Source organism: Wolbachia endosymbiont of Drosophila innubila (assembly GCF_021378375.1).
GTDB classification, from domain to species: domain Bacteria; phylum Pseudomonadota; class Alphaproteobacteria; order Rickettsiales; family Anaplasmataceae; genus Wolbachia; species Wolbachia pipientis.
Window position 1 is genome coordinate 795,330 of sequence record NZ_CP076228.1, and the last position, 17,151, is coordinate 812,480.

16 protein-coding genes, 1 tRNA gene and 1 pseudogene are annotated in these 17,151 nt (G+C 35.4%); 6 read left to right on the plus strand and 12 right to left on the minus strand.

The window, feature by feature from the left end; genetic code table 11:
* Window positions 1–297 precede the first annotated feature (297 nt).
* From J4T77_RS04335 to hflK, 10 genes and pseudogenes are all read right to left on the minus strand, one after another.
* Complete coding sequence (locus tag J4T77_RS04335) at window positions 298–2,043, minus strand: type I secretion system permease/ATPase (protein WP_095742748.1); 1,746 nt, start codon at window positions 2,041–2,043, stop codon at window positions 298–300.
* Window positions 2,044–2,733: 690 nt separating this feature from the next.
* Window positions 2,734–3,525, minus strand: a complete 792-nt coding sequence (lgt, locus tag J4T77_RS04340) for a prolipoprotein diacylglyceryl transferase (protein ID WP_010962823.1) — start codon at window positions 3,523–3,525, stop codon at window positions 2,734–2,736.
* Window positions 3,526–3,531: 6 nt separating this feature from the next.
* Complete coding sequence (smpB, locus tag J4T77_RS04345) at window positions 3,532–3,981, minus strand: SsrA-binding protein SmpB (protein ID WP_007548863.1); 450 nt, start codon at window positions 3,979–3,981, stop codon at window positions 3,532–3,534.
* A 120-nt stretch (window positions 3,982–4,101) separates the two neighbouring features.
* A complete protein-coding gene (locus J4T77_RS04350) occupies window positions 4,102–4,299 on the minus strand; it encodes a hypothetical protein (protein ID WP_010082486.1) in 198 nt (65 codons plus the stop codon).
* Window positions 4,300–4,339: 40 nt separating this feature from the next.
* Complete coding sequence (locus J4T77_RS04355; RefSeq protein ID WP_223823124.1) at window positions 4,340–4,879, minus strand: ankyrin repeat domain-containing protein; 540 nt, start codon at window positions 4,877–4,879, stop codon at window positions 4,340–4,342.
* Window positions 4,876–5,707 (minus strand): IS5 family transposase gene (locus J4T77_RS04360; RefSeq protein ID WP_399464107.1). Its coding sequence is split into 2 segments (ribosomal slippage): window positions 4,876–5,350 and window positions 5,349–5,707, totalling 834 coding nucleotides; the frame shifts between segments, so codons are not numbered across the junction. Before J4T77_RS04360 ends, J4T77_RS04355 begins: the two co-directional genes overlap by 4 nt.
* A 206-nt stretch (window positions 5,708–5,913) precedes the next feature.
* Window positions 5,914–6,643 (minus strand): annotated as a pseudogene (locus tag J4T77_RS04365) (hypothetical protein); the annotation flags it as partial.
* A gap of 116 nt (window positions 6,644–6,759) precedes the next feature.
* Window positions 6,760–8,253 (minus strand): DegQ family serine endoprotease, encoded by a 1,494-nt coding sequence (locus J4T77_RS04370; RefSeq protein WP_233640981.1) that lies wholly within the window; start codon window positions 8,251–8,253, stop codon window positions 6,760–6,762.
* Window positions 8,254–8,256: 3 nt separating this feature from the next.
* Window positions 8,257–9,129, minus strand: a complete 873-nt coding sequence (hflC, locus tag J4T77_RS04375; RefSeq protein WP_190321365.1) for a protease modulator HflC — start codon at window positions 9,127–9,129, stop codon at window positions 8,257–8,259.
* A gap of 2 nt (window positions 9,130–9,131) precedes the next feature.
* On the minus strand, window positions 9,132–10,166 hold the full coding sequence (gene hflK, locus J4T77_RS04380) for an FtsH protease activity modulator HflK (RefSeq protein ID WP_190321366.1): 1,035 nt from the start codon (window positions 10,164–10,166) through the stop codon (window positions 9,132–9,134).
* 453 nt (window positions 10,167–10,619) lie between these two features.
* Between hflK and walE1 the strand changes: the two genes are divergently transcribed.
* From walE1 to J4T77_RS04400, 4 genes are all read left to right on the plus strand, one after another.
* Window positions 10,620–12,143 (plus strand): actin bundler, encoded by a 1,524-nt coding sequence (gene walE1, locus J4T77_RS04385; protein ID WP_233640982.1) that lies wholly within the window; start codon window positions 10,620–10,622, stop codon window positions 12,141–12,143.
* A gap of 441 nt (window positions 12,144–12,584) precedes the next feature.
* The gene (cutA, locus tag J4T77_RS04390; RefSeq protein WP_006279213.1) at window positions 12,585–12,920 is read left to right on the plus strand and encodes a divalent-cation tolerance protein CutA; all 336 of its coding nucleotides are present in this window, start codon (window positions 12,585–12,587) and stop codon (window positions 12,918–12,920) included.
* Window positions 12,911–12,985: transfer RNA gene (locus J4T77_RS04395), tRNA-Gln, on the plus strand. The genes cutA and J4T77_RS04395 overlap by 10 nt, the downstream gene beginning before the upstream one ends.
* Before the next feature lie 135 nt (window positions 12,986–13,120).
* Entirely contained in the window at window positions 13,121–13,579 is a 459-nt protein-coding gene (locus tag J4T77_RS04400; RefSeq protein WP_022626355.1) for a hypothetical protein, read from the plus strand.
* 15 nt (window positions 13,580–13,594) lie between these two features.
* On the opposite strand, the gene J4T77_RS04405 is transcribed toward J4T77_RS04400, so the two are convergent.
* Both J4T77_RS04405 and J4T77_RS04410 read right to left on the minus strand, forming a co-directional pair.
* Window positions 13,595–13,882: a hypothetical protein gene (locus J4T77_RS04405; protein WP_010962862.1), complete on the minus strand. Its 288-nt coding sequence runs from the start codon at window positions 13,880–13,882 to the stop codon at window positions 13,595–13,597.
* Window positions 13,883–14,152: 270 nt separating this feature from the next.
* Window positions 14,153–14,353 carry a hypothetical protein gene (locus tag J4T77_RS04410; protein ID WP_190321368.1) on the minus strand — a complete coding sequence of 67 codons (201 nt, stop codon included), beginning with the start codon at window positions 14,351–14,353 and terminating at the stop codon, window positions 14,153–14,155.
* Between the two features lie 638 nt (window positions 14,354–14,991).
* Between J4T77_RS04410 and J4T77_RS04415 the strand changes: the two genes are divergently transcribed.
* Together J4T77_RS04415 and J4T77_RS04420 are read left to right on the plus strand one after the other, a co-directional pair.
* Window positions 14,992–16,545, plus strand: coding sequence for a Mur ligase family protein (locus J4T77_RS04415; protein ID WP_190321369.1), 1,554 nt, complete (start codon window positions 14,992–14,994; stop codon window positions 16,543–16,545).
* Between the two features lie 6 nt (window positions 16,546–16,551).
* Entirely contained in the window at window positions 16,552–17,142 is a 591-nt protein-coding gene (locus tag J4T77_RS04420) for a COQ9 family protein (RefSeq protein WP_010082414.1), read from the plus strand.
* Window positions 17,143–17,151 lie beyond the last annotated feature (9 nt).

A 17,151-nucleotide genomic window follows, 5' to 3' on the forward strand; every position in this document is an offset into this window, starting at 1 on the left:
AGGGAAATATTGTTATAAATTTTCGCAGCAACATTATTTATATTATAATTTTTTTATAAAATTACCACTAATATTAAGTTATTTAGATAACAAATTAAGAAAATTCATTAAGACGAATTTGTTGTTTTTCAAGTTGTAGGTAAACCTAAGCCACTTTAGCTATATCTGCCGATTGACTTTAATTAATAAGAGTTATTAATCTATTTACTATTCTTGTAATATTATTTCTAATGGTAAAGAAATATATATTTTTCTGGAACAGTTGTTATTTCAGATACAGAATTTATTGTAAGTAAACTAACCATTTGCTGAAGAGCGCTCATCTTCTGTGGTACTTGATGATGGAGCAACTAATTTGCTCAAAATCTCATCTTTTGGTCCCATAGCGTAAATGATACCATCTGACATGAGGATCACCTTATCAACTACGGACAATAACGGTAGCTTGTGAGTGATGATAACAGTAGTAGTATTTTGTTTTCTTGCAATGCCAATTGCATTAATTAAGCATGCCTCTCCATTGCTATCTAAGTTAGCGTTTGGTTCATCAAGTACTAAAAGTTTTGTGTGACCATAAAAAGCTCTGGCAAGTCCAAGAAGCTGTTTTTGGCCGCCAGAGAGCGTTACTCCTCCAGGACCTCCTATTGTTGTATCATATCCATTTGGTAAGCTTAGTATTAGTTCATGTATTCCTGCAATTTTTGCTGCTTTGATTATTTCTTCAGGATTTGGATCTGGCCTCATGCGAGCAATATTAGCTTTGACACTAGTGTTAAATAACTCAATATCCTGAGGTAAGTAGCCAACATAATTACCAAAATTTTCTCGATTCCAAGTATATACATCAGCGCCATCTAGTCTGACTACACCAGATATTGGCTTCCATACACCAACAGTTAATTTTGCGATAGTGGATTTACCAGAAGCACTTGCACCAATAACACCAACTACATCTCCAGGATCTATAATGAATGATATTCCTTTTACTGTCGGCTTATTGCTTCCATAAGGAGTAAAAAATACTCTATCAAATTCCAATTTTCCTTCAGGTTCTGGTAGAGCCATCGTTTGCTCTCTTTTTGGCGATGTTAATATAAGTCTTTGTAGCCTTCCATATGACATTCTAGCCTGATTTAAAAACTTCCAAGTATGAACCGCAGCGTCAAATGGTGCTAATACTCTACCCATTAAAATTGAAGCAGCGATGATGCTACCGGCAGTCTTATGAGCTGTGATTGCAAGTAATGCACCTGTTCCAATTACTGATATTTGCAGAGTTGAGCGCAAAAATTTAGTGATTCCAGTAATTACATTAGAGCGATTTTGTGCTTTAATTTGCATTGCTCGGTTCTGATCATTTCGTTTACACCAATCAGAGACTATGAATTCTGACATGCCCATAGCTTCAACCACTTCTGCATTTCTTGTTGCAACATCTATAGCATTGATATTCCGTATAGTTTCTTCGTTGGTTTCTTGTAATATTCGTTTAGTGGCAAGTTCATTCCATATTGCCATAGAGACTAATATAATAATTCCAGTAATAGCTATAAACCCCGTGGAGGTATGTATCATGAAAATCACAACAAGGTAAATTAACGACCATGGAGTATCAAACAGTGAGAATATACCATTTCCTGTAATGAAATTTTTTATCACTCCGAGATCTCGTATTGCTTCACCACTTGAAGTTGAGCTCTGCACTGACGTTAGCCTGATTGACCTTACTATCAGATCTGGTGTTGCAGTTTTATCGATCCAATCACCTATTTTTGCCATGGCTAAATATCGACAAGTTTCAAGCATTGCAGAACATGCAAATGCAGATAAAGTGATAATTGTCAGCATAGTTAGTGTTGATACACTTTCGCTCGATATCACCCGATCAAGCACTTGAGAGATATAAAGTGGTAGGAATAACATTAATAAATTGATTCCCGCACTAAACCAAAAGATAAACCAAAATGCACTTTTGCATTTTTCTAGGCAAACATATAGAGTACTTTGCTTCAATTCTTTTTTTATTGATGGCGTAATTTCCACAATCTTCCTCTTAATTTGATTACATGCACCATATACAATTTTTATTACAAAAATATTAATAACGGTAGTTAGCTTACTTTAAGTGAGTAAAATATTAATATATGTGAATAGGAAATATAAACAATGGTAAAAAGAAGTATAGTTAATATTTCCTTCATTGCCTATAGCGAAGCTACGTCATACCGCGATTCATTCCATAGCTGTACGAACATTCATTTTTGAAGGTAAACTGCATAGCAAATGGTGTCATGAAAGTAGCTGACACTGGGATGGCTTTGTTGCATCGCTACTTATGAAAGGCTAACTATAATTAGGATTATAAGCAACTTATTGAAAATCTTGTTTTTTTGCAATCAATCTGATCAAATTTAAGAATAGTAATTTGTTATTTATATTAATAAATTTAATTCTATTGAAAATAGCTAAAGCATTGAAATTCTTGAATTTTAGCCAGATTAGTGAGTGGTAGTGAAATTTCTTTTACTCAAAATTAGGTATTCACTGACCGTTCTTGTTATAAATACCAGAATAATAAGCTACTGATATTCTCCACCTTTTTTATCTTTAATCCATCATAGCTAGCGATGCAACAAAGCCCACCGATTCATTCTACTGCAACGCAGAAAATTCGTACAATTGTGCATAATGTGGGGCTTCTGGCTACATTTTTCTATTGAACTCACCTTTTCTCTATGTGACAGATTTCGTATTAAATTTTAAATTTAATGCGCCTAGATATACAAGCATTCCTAGCAAAACCATAGGTATAGAAAGCAACTGCCCCATAGTTAAATCAAGCCACAAATAGCCAATTTGATAGTCTGGTTCGCGAAAAAACTCAACGAAAAAACGTGCTATTCCATACCACATAACTGCAATACCAGTTAACGCACCGTGATACAGTCTTATTCTAGTTAAGAAAAACAGTGAATTTGCAACTGCAAAAAGTAGCAGTCCTTCAAAAAGTGCCTCATAAAGCTGGCTTGGATGATGCAGCAAATTATCACCACTCTCTGGAAATACCATACCCCATGGCATAGTTGTAACTCTGCCAAATAACTCTCCGTTTATAAAATTGCCTATGCGACCTAAAAATAAACCTATGGGAACTCCGCAAGAAACTAGGTCCAGTGCATAAAATGTAGGGATATTATGTCTTTTACACGAAATTATTACTGCAAGCAAAACTCCTATAGCACCACCATGAAATGACATCCCTCCTTCCCAGGTCTTCAATATCTCAATAGGGTTGCTTATATAAAGAACTGGATCATATATCAATACGTAGCCAAGTCTACCTCCAAGGATAATACCTACAATAGTGGCTGTTAATAACGAATCGTAAAAATTCTTAGTAAATATTTTTTGGTCATCTAGCTTATGTAAATACCAATATGCAAACACTATACCCAAAACGTAGGCTAAGGAATACCAATATATAGAAACAGGACCGATGCTGAAAATTACTGGATTTAAAGACATATTTTGCTATAAATTATTCTTAGACAATCTACTTTTTTCACGATCCCACTCTCTCTGTTTTATGGTTGCTCTCTTATCGTAGAGTTTTTTTCCTTTTACAATGGCAATTTTAGTTTTTGCAAATCCTTTATCGTTAAAATAGACCGAAAGCGGCACAACAGTTATCCCAGCAGTCTTGATTTGACCAATTAGTTTATTTATCTCCTTTTTATGCAAGAGTAATTTACGTTCCCTTTTTGGTTTATGATTTTTTCGGTTCGCAGCTTTATATTCTGCAATATGCATATTGTGCAGCCATACTTCGCTATTCTTTTCAACAACGTAGGCGTCGGAAATATTTACTTTTCTTTCTCTTAGCGATTTAACTTCACTGCTTAATAAGACCATACCCGCTTCAAATTCTTCTAAGATGAAATATTCAAACCTTGCTTTCCTATTTTCTGCAATAACTTCCATATCTAAAGATATCTTTAAGCTTCAATATATTACAGAGTTTTTGACTTAATTCATAATAAAACAGTTATCCCAATAAATATAAGGTGCCAGGCTAGTCTGATAGCAACAGGATAACAAAAATCAAGTAAGTGCTTTTTCTGTCTCTCTAGGCACAGGTTCCTTTACTTCTTTCATTTCAGGTTTAGGCTTTGACATTATATATTGACCAGCACCAACTATGAGCGCAGATCCTGCAGCTAGTCCAATTATTGCTGGTACAGATAGGGCAGTAGCAAATGCAAGTGCAACACCAACTATCACTGCAGTTACAAAACACACAATAACACCTTTTACAATTGCATTTTTTGCAGATTGTTCTTTATTCTTTCACAATTGCATTTTTTCCAATTTGTTTTTCTTCCTTTTTCTCTGGAAGCTGCATTACATCTTTATTTTCAGTAAGATCCTTTGGCGTTTTTTTATTCTCATTTTTTAACGTTTGCTTTTTTTCCGCTTCCTCTAAAAGCTGAATTATACCTTGATCTTTAGTGAGGTCTCTTGGCGTTTTTCCATCAACATCTTTTAATGAAGGGTCTGCTCCAGCTTCTAGCAGAACTTTTACTATACCTTCGTGGCCATTTTTAGCAGCAAGATGTAAAGGAGTACGTCTATCACCATTTTTTGCCTTAACCTTTGCTCCTTTTGCGATTAGAGTTTTTACTACATCTTCGTGGCCATTTGCAGCAGCAACATGCAAAGGAGTCCATCTATCAGCATCCTTTATATTAACATCTGCTTTCTCAACTAGAATTTTTACTACCTCTATGTGGTTCCCTTCAGCAGCAAGATGTAAAGGTGTACATCTATCATCATCTTCTGCATTAACATTTAGAGGTTGTCCGGAAACTAGTAAATTCAAGCATATTCCCTCTTTAACATAACCCTACTCATAGCTAGGTATATGAAATTCTCAGTGGATGTTGTGAGTAAATCATACTCCTTCGATAGCCTTCTATTCCTATTAACCCAAGCAAAAGTCCTTTCTACAACCCATCTTCTTGGCTGTACTTTAAACCCTTGTTCTCTTGTTGGTAGTAGCTCAGGTGGCGTATCTTTGTGCACCCAAAATCTACATGGAGGCCTTTTAACAATTTCAATATCTATGTCATATTCTTCCTTTATGTGATTCTTTAAATTTCTTCCTTGGTATCCCATGTCAGCCCACATTTTTTTAACTTTAGTATATTTTGTTCTCATATTGTTTAATGCTATTTTAATACCATCTCTATCATTTTCGTTAGCAGCGCCTACGTAACAACCTAGTATAAAACCCTGAGTGTCTGTAATTATATGCCTTTTTCTACCCTTTACTTTTTTACTTCCATCATAGCTTTGATCCCCCCTTTTCTGTAGTCTTTACAGATTGACTATCTACTATACAGGCACTCGGCTGCTCATTCTTTCCTATTTTTCTTCTACTATATTTTGTAATTTCATAATTCATTTTCTCAAAAATTCCCTGCTTCTTCCATTGCCTGAACTGCTCATACACAGTCTTCCATAGCGGAAAATCATTTGGTAAATACCGCCATTGACACCCTGTACGCAATACATAGAAAATTGCTTCTAATATTTCTTTTTTGCTATACTTTGGCAGCCTTCCTCCTTTCTTGTATGATACTCTGAAGTGTTTTTCTATTCTTGCCCATTCCCTTTCGCTTAGATCTGTTGGATACTTTTTTCTCATCTTTACCCCGTACTAAAATTTCAGATATTATAGCCTTTTACTTGTTTCCGGACAACCTCTGATATAGATTTTATTATACTCTTTGGCATAACATTTGCAACATACTTTATCTATAAATGGAAATTATTATACTTGCAGCTAGACACAATTTGAAATAATTTACACTATAAAGTTAAGGAACGAGATCCCAGATACAAGTGTCTGGGCACTGGGATGACAGGAGGGGGGGTTGGAATGACACCAGTATGGTTATTAATTGAATAAATAACCTCCTTATTTTCAGAAATCATTGGCAAACAAATGTGATGCCATATGTTTTTTGGCTTAGATAAGAGGTGCCCAGTTAAGTCTTCCAGGTGGAGCCTATGCATCACAAGCACAATTACTCCTTTTTTTCTATCGTTGAGTCTCGTTACTAAAGTCTGATCGAACCAGTTTGTGGCACGTTTTCTAAATGTTTCACTCAAAGCTTGAGCAGGGTTAAGCGGATCATCCACAATAATAGAGTCACCACCTTCACCGGTTAATGTTCCTCCAACTGATGTTGCGATTCTGTATCCTCTCTGCACTGTTTGGAATTTATATTTAGTGTTCTGGTCTTTGGATAGTTCTACCTCTGGAAATAGTTCTTTATACCAATCAGATTGCATTATGCACCTGGTATCAAGCGAATGTTTTTCACTAAGCAACTTAGAATAACTTGCAACTATTATTCTTGCAGTTGCCCAGTATCCATGCGGGCCACGCAACACTCATACATATGGACTTCATTGAACGCGGAGGCATATTGAATATTATGCGCCTTACTTCGCCAGCATTCGCTGCTTCCAGCCTTTCTGCTATGACTTTTATGTACTGATAATCATTATACTCACATCCCGGCACCACTGTTTGAAAGCACAGTTCAATGAATTTTAGAAAATTTATATTATCCATATGTGTATTTTAGTGAATGGAATGTAGACTTTAATAGTTTTGATTTGTCTTGTAAGATTGAGGTGTTACAGTGACAGGCTTACAATGCTGCTAATTTAGTAAATAACCTACGAGTGCTATTTCTTCAACTTTATCGAAGTAAAGAATTGATTTCCATTGCGGTAAATGAGCAACATTATTGAATCTTTACCGTTTTTCTTTACTGCTGAATCAACTTGTTTTTGAAAATCATTAGTATTTTCTATATCGGTTCCATCTAATTGGATAATAATGTCTCCTTTTTTAATACCACGCAACGTGGCATTACTGTTACTATCTACATTGGTAACTATCACACCTTTTGTAGGTACATTATTTTTACTTTCTTTTGATTCTTTTGGCAGATTTGAAACAGTTAAACCGGTTACATAATCAGATGTTGATTTATTTTCTTCTTGATTGTTATCTTGGCCATCATTTGTAGATTCTCCGATCACAACTTTAATATTAACCTCTTTGCTCTTTCTAAGTAACTTAACTTGCACTTTTTTCTCAGGTCCAGCTCTTGAAACCATTTGAGGTAATTGTGTCATTCTATCGATTTTTTTACCGTCAAATTCTAATAATATATCACCTACTTTAATCCCACCTTTTTCTGCAGGACTATCCTTTACTATACTTGCAACCAATGCGCCTTTTATATCTTTTAAACCCAAGGACTCAGCAAATTCTTTCGTTATAGGCTGAACTTGCACACCAAGCCAACCATGTTTTATTTTCTTGCCACTTTTTAATGTGTCAATAATTGACATAGCTAAATTAGATGGTATGGCAAAACCTATACCCACGTTGCCGCCAGACTCAGATGGAGAATAGATAGCAGTATTAATACCTATAACTTTTCCATTTAAATCAAATAACGGTCCTCCAGAATTACCCCTATTAATTGCAGCATCAGTTTGAATAAATTCATTCATAGTGCCAATACTAATGTCCCTGGACCTTGCAGATATAATTCCTGTGCTTACAGAGCCACCCAAACCAAATGGGTTACCTATTGCCATAACCGTATCACCAACCCTTGCTTTATCAGAATCACCAAATGCAACAGAAGAAAGATCTTTATTAGAATTAATCTTAAGCACAGCAAGATCAGTTCTTGCATCATAGCCTAAAACTTCTGCTTTGAAATAAGTATTATCGTTCATAGTAACTGTGATATCTTTGGCGTTTTTAATAACGTGATAATTGGTTACTATAGTTCCACCTTTATCTATAATAAACCCAGAACCAAGCAACACCACCTCTTTGTTAACACTAGGGCCCCTATCCATAAAAAACTGATCAAAATGCTCAAAAAACTCTCTAAAATCATCAAAAAAATTATTTCCTGGCATAGATGGAACTCTAGTTCTGCTGTTATTTTCTTGTTTGATGATTTGTTCGCTTGAAATATTTACAACCGCAGGAATGAGTTCTTCCACTAAATCGGCAAGTCCTTGATTACAGTTGCATGCAGTAGTGCTAGCATCAACGACCTTTTTTGCATTCCAATCAAACATATTAGCATACGAAGAAAACGCAATTAGAAAATATGCAAATATAGATAAAATAAATGCCTTACTTTTCATAGACTATTTCCACCCCTTATTTAAAATATCTAAAAAGTTATTGTTTGGTGAAAGTACAAATTTAGTATTATTTTCGGCAAATGATTTACTGTAAGCGCTCATAGAGCGATAAAAGTTAAAGAACTCTTCATCGACCTTAAATGCCTCATTATAAACTCTAGTTGCTTCAGCATAACCACGGCCCCTTATTTCGTACGATTCTTTTACTGCACTGGAGATAATTTCCCTTTTTAATTTATCAGCTTTTGATCTAACTTCCTGCCCAGCTTGCTCTCCTTCTGCTCTAATTTCTTTTGCTTCTTTTTCCCTTTCAGTTTGCATACGGCGAAATATTGCAGAACTATTTTCTTCTGGTAAGTCTGCTCTCTTAATTCTTACATCTATTATTTCTATGCCAAATTTTTCAGCTTCAGAATAAACTCCACGCTGAATCAATTGCATAACCTCTGATCTTTTTTCATTCAACAAGCTAATCAACGAAAATCTGCCTATATTTTCTCTTATGTGTGCTTCTATAACCGGATATAATCTTCTAACCAGACCTGATTCATTCCTCACAGCCTGGTAAAAAGTAACAGGATTTGTTATTTTATATTTTGCATACGCATCTACTATAATACGTTTTTGATCCGCTGTTATCACTTCCCTTGGGATCTTATCAGGACTTAAATCTAAAACTCTTTTATCAAGAAACTCTACACTATTTATGAATGGCAACTTAAAATATAAGCCACTTTCCCTAACATCCCTTACAACTTTACCGAGTTGTATAACTATCGCTTGCTTTGTTTCTTGCACAACAAATATTGAATTAAATAAAACAATCAGTAAAACAACAAATACAGAAACAAAAACAATTTTAATATTACTACTCATGGTTATTTTCCTAAATTTGTAAGAGGTAAATAAGAAAACATACCTTTCAGATCATCAGTTACAACAACTTTGTCTACCTTACTGAAAATATTTTCCATAGTTTCAAGATAAATACGATTCTTAACGAGAGAAGGATTCTGTCTATATTCCTCATAAAGAGATAAAAAGCGATTTGCATTACCTTTTGCTTCATTTATTATTTCATTTTCATATGCTTGTGCATCTAATTTTATCTTTATCGCTTCACCCTTTGCTCGAGGTATAATATCATTATTATAAGCATATGCTTCGTTTATAGTACGCTCTTTGTCTGCACGAGCACTTTGTACATCTCTAAACGAACTGATTACTTTTTCTGGTGGATCAATTTTTTTCATTTGAACAGATAAAATCTCTATACCCATTTGGTATCCATGAAGAATCTGCTGCAATAGAATTCTAGTATCTCTAGAAATTTCTGGTCTGCCTTGACCAAGTGCAAAAGAGATCGTATTTTTACCTATTATTTCTCTCATGGCACTTTCAGCAGCATTTTTAACACTGAAACCGGGTTTGTAATCCCGCACTTTGAATAAATAGTCCTTAGCATCTCTAACGCGCCACTGAACCTCGAAGTTAACGTTGACTATATTTTCATCTCCAGTTAGCATCACGCCTTCACCGCGATCTGTATCTCGCCCATAAGAACTACTTACCCCAATTTCTTCACGATTTACTTCCTTAACGTTCACTTTAAAAACCTTGCCAATAGGGTAGGGGAAGTGATAACGCAAACCAGGTGTTTCTGTATTAGAATATTTACCAAAGGTAAGTTCTATACTTTCTTCACTAGGATGGACAATATAAAATCCAGTGCAAGCATAGAACAGCAAAATAATGAAAATGATGAAATAAGGTTTTTTGCCCCTGTTTCTGGTTAATCCATTAAGAAAGAACCTTATATCAGATACAGCTTTACTTAAAATATCTTCATTATTAGGAGTTTTGTTCCCTACCGGTTTCTTTCCCAAATTCCAAGGATTATTATCATCAAACATAATGATTGATTCTATAATTAATACGCTAATATTACTTCTTTAATAAGAAAATGCAAACATAAATTGCTATTTTATTTACAAATTAATCATCAGGATGGAAAACATGATCGTACACTTCCTTTTCTCTATGTAATATGGTCGACTCTATGGAATTTTCTGGCTTTTTTTTGAATTCTTTGTTGTCACTCTTTAAGTGCACTACGTCTTTGTGAAAATGGGAATTATACCTAAATAGTAAAGCTATTATTATTAAAGTTATAACAGCCAAAAAGATGAGTGTTCTTTTTCTATACTTCATAAATGCTGCAGCTTCTTGACCTAATTTTCTATGTTACCACAAAACACGTCAAGCGAAATTATTTGAAGACAAATAAATACTGGCAATCAATTTAACACTAACTTAAGAATCAAGGAATACAATTATAATATATTTAATTAATAGTGAGGTTTAAAATGTTACATAATGAAAAAAATTCAAATTCTGTTGGAACTCAACAAAACCAACCAGAAGATAGTTTTGATTTGAATAAAACGATGCAAAATCTACCAAATTCAGATATTGCTAATGATCACAAGAAGCTAAAAGAAAGAATGACTGACCTGTTAAAAGGAGATACAGAATTCTCTAAGATGAAACAAGGAGATAAGATTCTTGTAGTAAGTACAGCAAGTGGATTATTTACGGCAGTACTACCACTTTTGGCAGTTGGTGCAACACTTGCTATACCGGGTGCTATAGTTGGTCTTGCTTTATATTTCGCTGTAAAAGTCGCTGTAAAAGCAGTTCAATCTGGATATAAAGGGCTCAAGTGGTCAGCAGAAAAAACAGTTGATGGGGCGAAATATACTGCTGGGAAAGTTAAGGACGCATCAACATACGCTGCCGGAAAAGTTAGAGATGGTGCTATGCATGTTAAAGATAAGGTGAAAGAAGGTTATGAACATTCAGTAGATTCACTGAAAAAAGGCGCTAGTTTTGTAGGCGAAGGAGTGGCAAATAAGTTCCATAAGGCATCTGGTGAGACGGACTATTTAGATAAGGTAAAAAGGTTTACTCCAGATGCAATTAAGAAATCTGACGAAATAAGAAATGATATGAAAGCAATTTTTGCTGATAAAGGAAATAATTCTGGGTTAGTGAAAAATATACTTTCTGGAATATCGTCAGAAATTGATTTAAAAATGGCAGAGAAGGCAAAATCAGGGGAGATTGAACATACTTCTGGATGGCAAGCACAGAAAGAATTCATTAATAATTTAAATGAAAAAAGCTTGCATAACTTGTTAATACAAAGGTCATTACCTAAAGGTAGTTATTTCATCGACAGTGTTTTCTCTGAACATCACGATGAAATTAAGAAGGTTATTAAAGAATGTAGAAAAAATCATTTGTACTCAAGCGTAAGCAATATGTTTGACAGAGCAGAGAAAAAAGCTAACAGGCCTTCTGTCAAAAGTTTAACTAGGTCTGTGTCATCATCATTCTCTTCACTGGGAAGAAAAGGCTCTGAACAATCTAACAGCTTGTCAAAAAGCAATTCACTAAATTCTATAGGAACTGAAAGTACTGCTACTGTCTCTGATTCAGATTCTCAGAACTTTGCAACAGTCCGTAGAAGCAATTCATCTAGTAGCTTAACTCCTAAGCTTACTCCAGTTGCTCCACCAGAACTACCTAGAAGCGCCTCATTGACTAACTTAAATGGACAAAGTTCTTTCAGTGAAGATGTTCTCAGTGATCCTATTGTGGAGCAAAACCTGGATAGTTTGAGTAACAGGACTCTCACTCACAGTAATTCTACTGATAGTGGAATGGGTTCTGGTTCTTCTACGCTAACAAGAAAACAAGCTCTTCCTTTAAAAGAAGAATTTGACAGAGAACTCGAAGAAAAGTTGGCAAAACGACGCGCATCTCTAGATCAACCTAGTGCAGAACCTGTCAACTCAAGAGCTACAGCAACTCCAGGAACAGTGTAATAAGTAAAACTTCTACCTTCTCCAAAAGGATGTTACTCAATGAGTAACGTCCTTTTTTTGTTTTTAAACTATAGAAAAATCCTAGATCCCAGCGGTATGCGTACAACCGTATGAACATTGTGATTTCTCTGCTAGGAAAGGTGTCATCCGAGTAGCTGACACTGGGATCCAGGAAAGTTTGCTTGTTTACAAGCAAACTAGCATAGGAAGTGGTTACAACGTTTTCGATGAGATTATATGGAAAACTGGATTCCAGTGTCAAGCACTGGAATGACATCACAGGGGCACTGGGATGACACCTTTACGTTTGAGGCAAACTAGCTATAACACTTAACATACTACCTTTGCAAACAAATGTTCATACAGTACGCGCTGGCGTTATTTTCTCTTGATGAATAAATCTCGGTAGAGTATAGTAGCAATGCATTTATGTAGCTACTAATGAATAATTTAGTTTTGGTTTATACAACTTTTTCAAATTTTGAGGAGGCTAAAACTGTTTCTGAAGAATTGTTAAACGAGAAATTAATTGTATGTGTAAATATATTTCCCGAAGTGAATTCTCTGTATTTATGGGAAGGTAAAATTAGTAATAGTTGTGAAGTAGTGGCAATTATGAAGAGCAGGAATGATCAAGTTGATAAAATTGTAGAAAAAATCGAAGCAATGCATTCTTATGATCAGCCAGCTATTGCTGTGATGCCCATAGAAAAAGCAAATAAATCTTTTACTAATTGGGCTAATAGTGTTATTGATGTAAGTAGTATTGGGGTGTAGCCAAGTGGTAAGGCAGCGGTTTTTGATACCGCCACGCGAAGGTTCGAATCCTTCCACCCCAGCCATATTGAAGTGGGTGTGAAATGATATCACTTTTCTATAAATTAAGATTATTGAATTATATATTAGGTAGTCTAAAAGATATAATTGTGAAACTGTTTCTCTTCACAATGTATCTTTACACATTCAGCATTGTGCTCATGTTTCTCAGCAATGGTTTTTGGTATGCTGTAGAATTTTGCTCTTTCAAAAATGCGTTTTACCGTTTGTTTCAATATTGCAAGTGGTATTATGAAAATAGGGAAGATCTCGGTTACGGAATTTCTATTCGAATATTAGTGGCGTTTCTTACTCCGCATTTTCTCTATAAATTATTACTTGGCACAGGCTGGAAGTCCTTTTTAAAGGAAAAGATAATACAGATACTCAACACAAGAAGAAAAAAGGGTAGTGAGTTCAGTAACAGTAGCAAACCAAGTGGCAGTAGTTATAGTGATAAGAATAATTACAGCAATAACAGTGGTAACAATGAGCGTCAAGCTCAAGATGCAAAGCGAAAAGTAAACATGATAAAGCAGCTATTAATCAAAGATATAGAGGCAACTATAGATAGGAGATTGAATTATATTTTTTTCGGTAAAAGGAGTAAACCTCATTAAGTATATAAAAAGGCTTTATCTAGTAAGGCTTTTTAAGGTTGGCTGTATTTTATTTTTTACGTATACCGGATCACAATCAGCCAATATACATGTGTGCACAAAATCTTGACTAAAGTCTGACAACCAAGAAATTGCCTTACGTTTTTCTACCAAGCTTTCTGTTTTTTTACAGTTACTTGCTGCATCAATCATTGCCTGCGCTATTACTGATTTCCACAGCAAATAATACCTTTGTATATCATCTGACGTACTATTTGTTTCATAGTGGTTAAAAAATTCTTTAAAATTGAAATTGTTTGACATAATGATACCTCTTTGGATTGAAATTTGAAATGATTTGAGTTTATGTCGCCACAGCAGATTCCGCTAACAAGCAGCGGGATAACGAATTACTTAACCGTCATTACACCGTCATACCGCGATTCATTCGCGGTATCTCGCTAACAAGCAGCGGACCGTCATACTGCCGCGGCGCTAACAAGCAGCGGGATGACGGTTGTCAGGCCAGCGCCCCCATGATGTCATTCAAGTAGCTGACACTGGTTCCTTTATGACGGCAGTGCCCCTATGGTGTCATCCCAGCGTTCCTATGATGTCATCCCAGTGCCCAGACACTGGGATCCAGGAATTTTGATTGGACACTGGGTTGGTAAGCATAAAAGTGTTATGTAAAATACAACATTCTTGATGGGATTGTGTGAAATGCTGGATCCCAGTGTCTGGGCACTGGGATGACACCATAGGAGGCTGCTTGGATGACAAAAAAAGGAGCACTGGAATGACAGCAATCTACGTCATACCGCGATTCATTCGCGGTATCTCAGCCGCTAACAAGAGATCCCGCTAACAAGCAGCGGGATGACGATTGTCGTTTAGCCATAAATATTAAGAAATTTACCAAATGAAAAAAAAGGCAAAAGAAGCCCTGGGGTTATTATCCGCTTTAAAATATTGGCGTTTTTTATGTTTTAAACGCTTGACAAGCAAGATTAAGCTGCTTTTAATTGCAACTAACTTACGCTGCAAATGTTTAAGAAGTTTACTAAGCAGAAAAAAAGACAAAGAATCCCCGAGTTAGCTAGTCTTTTACTATCTCTGTCGAGTATTGGCATTTTTTGATGTCTTGTAACGCTTTATAAGCGCGTTCAGCTTATTTAGATAAAAATCTAGATGTAGATGAAGTTTTGTAAAGACATACAGTATCTATATACTGCAAAAAATTGAACATGAGACGCCGATACATTAAGTAATCCTTACCTTTTAATCTGCAGATTGGCGAAAGCAAATACAATAGCTTCACTATCATGATAAGGGCGCTGGCGGAGTTTGTCAAGTAAGTTTTTTGTTTCTATTGAATGACAGTTGTAACCTACGAAAGAAGTCTGTTGTAATTTGTACGATATCTTTATAAAATGGTTCGCATAAGTTATCTAGCAGTGCAACTAAACAAATACAAAAATCAAAACGTCGCGGTTTTTGGTCTTGGTAAAACTGGTTTATCCGCCATTAACGCTCTAACAAAGAGTGGTGCAAGAATATATGCATGGGATGATCATGAAGAGCAAATAGCAAATGCAAAAATGATGTATAAAAAATGTAATTTTATTCATCCCAAGGAATACAATTGGCATGAGATCAGTGCATTGGTTTTAAGCCCTGGAGTGCCAACAGAGCCACATTGGATAGTAAAACTTGCAAGGAGATTTGATTGCAAAATAAAATCAGACATTGAGCTATTTCTTGAAGCTAAAACTACGAACCAGAAGGTAATAGGCGTCACAGGAACAAATGGTAAATCAACCACTACATCACTAATAGGGCACATATTAAAATCTGCAGGGAAAAAAGTAGCTATTGGTGGAAATTTAGGCATTCCTGTTTTGGATCTAGAAAGAGATGCAGAAATTTATGTAATCGAACTCTCCTCTTTTCAATTGGAGTTGATGAATGAAATTAACGTGGACATTTCAGCACTGCTCAATATTACACCAGATCACATAGATAGGCATGGAAGTATGGAGAACTACATAGCAACTAAATTAAAACTGATAAACGGTAGTGAGGTTGCCGTAATAGGATGTGACAATGAGATTACTGCTGATATATTCAACAAATTCACTGGAGACAAAATTCCAATCTCAGTAACATATTCCCCGATGTCATTCCAGCGCGTGACGCTGGAATCCAGAAAAGAAAAACCATTGCCAACTACTCAGATGACAGAGGGTGGTGCAAGAGATCTAATATCATTGGCAGGTAACAATTTGCTTGATTATAGTGAACAGATTACTGGTATAGATCGAAATTATCTGGATCCCAGTGTCAGCTACTTGGATGACAAAAGGGGCACTGGGATCCAGAAGATCTCGTTAAAACTAGAGAATCATAGCTTATCAGTAAGCGACGTGAAAATAAACCTAATATCCAACGCAGAAAACATAGCAGCCACATATGCCGTATGTAAGGTACTTGGAGTAGATAGCAACACTATTATCAATGGAATCAAGTCCTTTTCAGGACTGAGGCATAGGAATGAACTGCTTGGGAAAATAAGAAATGTGTTTTTCGTGAACGATAGCAAAGCAACTAATGCAAAATCGAGCGAAAAGGCGATCTTATCTTATGAAAACATAAATTGGATCGCTGGTGGAAGAAGCAAAAAAGGTGGAATAGAATCATTAAGCAAGCATTTTACAAGGGTTAGAAAAGCTTTTCTTATTGGAGAATCAACCGAAGCTTTTGCAAATGTTATGGAGAATAAAGTAGATTATGTTAAATGTTGCAATCTAGAAGATGCATTCAGATTGGCTTTTGAAGAGGCCTTAAATAGCGCAGAAGAAGTAACAATATTACTTTCTCCCGCGTGTGCTTCTTTTGATCAATGGAAAAATTTCGAGGAACGTGGTGAAGCATTTTGTAGAATGTTTGAAAATCTCAGGTACAATCACACATGCTGTTTAGTATGATGTTGCGTGGAACAAAAGTTAATAATAGATAAGCTAATTAGGGTTATTCCATTTGAAGGGATAAGCGATGAAACCCTATTAAAGGTGTGCACTGACCTTAATCTAGCTAATAGCTTTTGCAAATTTCAGAATGGAATATATAGCGCTTTGGAGCACATAGCAGAGGACTTAAATAGCTCAATGGAAGCTGAATTAAGAAATTCTAATTTAGAAGATATGAAAGTGCGAGAGCGAGTAAAGTTAGCTATTCAAATACACCTTTCAAACTATGCTAAGCTACCGAATTATAGAGAACTTTTAAAAAATGTTTTATCATTCTCCGTATCACCAAAAAATACATATTTTTCTAGTAAACTTTTATACAGAACTATTAGTGCGATTTGGTATGGCATTCATGACCAATCAACAGATTTTAACTACTATACAAAAAGAGCAATATTAGCTGGAGTGTACTTAAGTACGATACTTTTTTTTATCAATGATTATTCAGAAGATTTTGTGGATACTTTATCGTTTCTTGATAACCGTATCAACAATGTCATGACATTTCAAAAATTCAAAACTCGCTTAAAAGGAATCATAGGAAATTTCTTATAAGCTATTGAT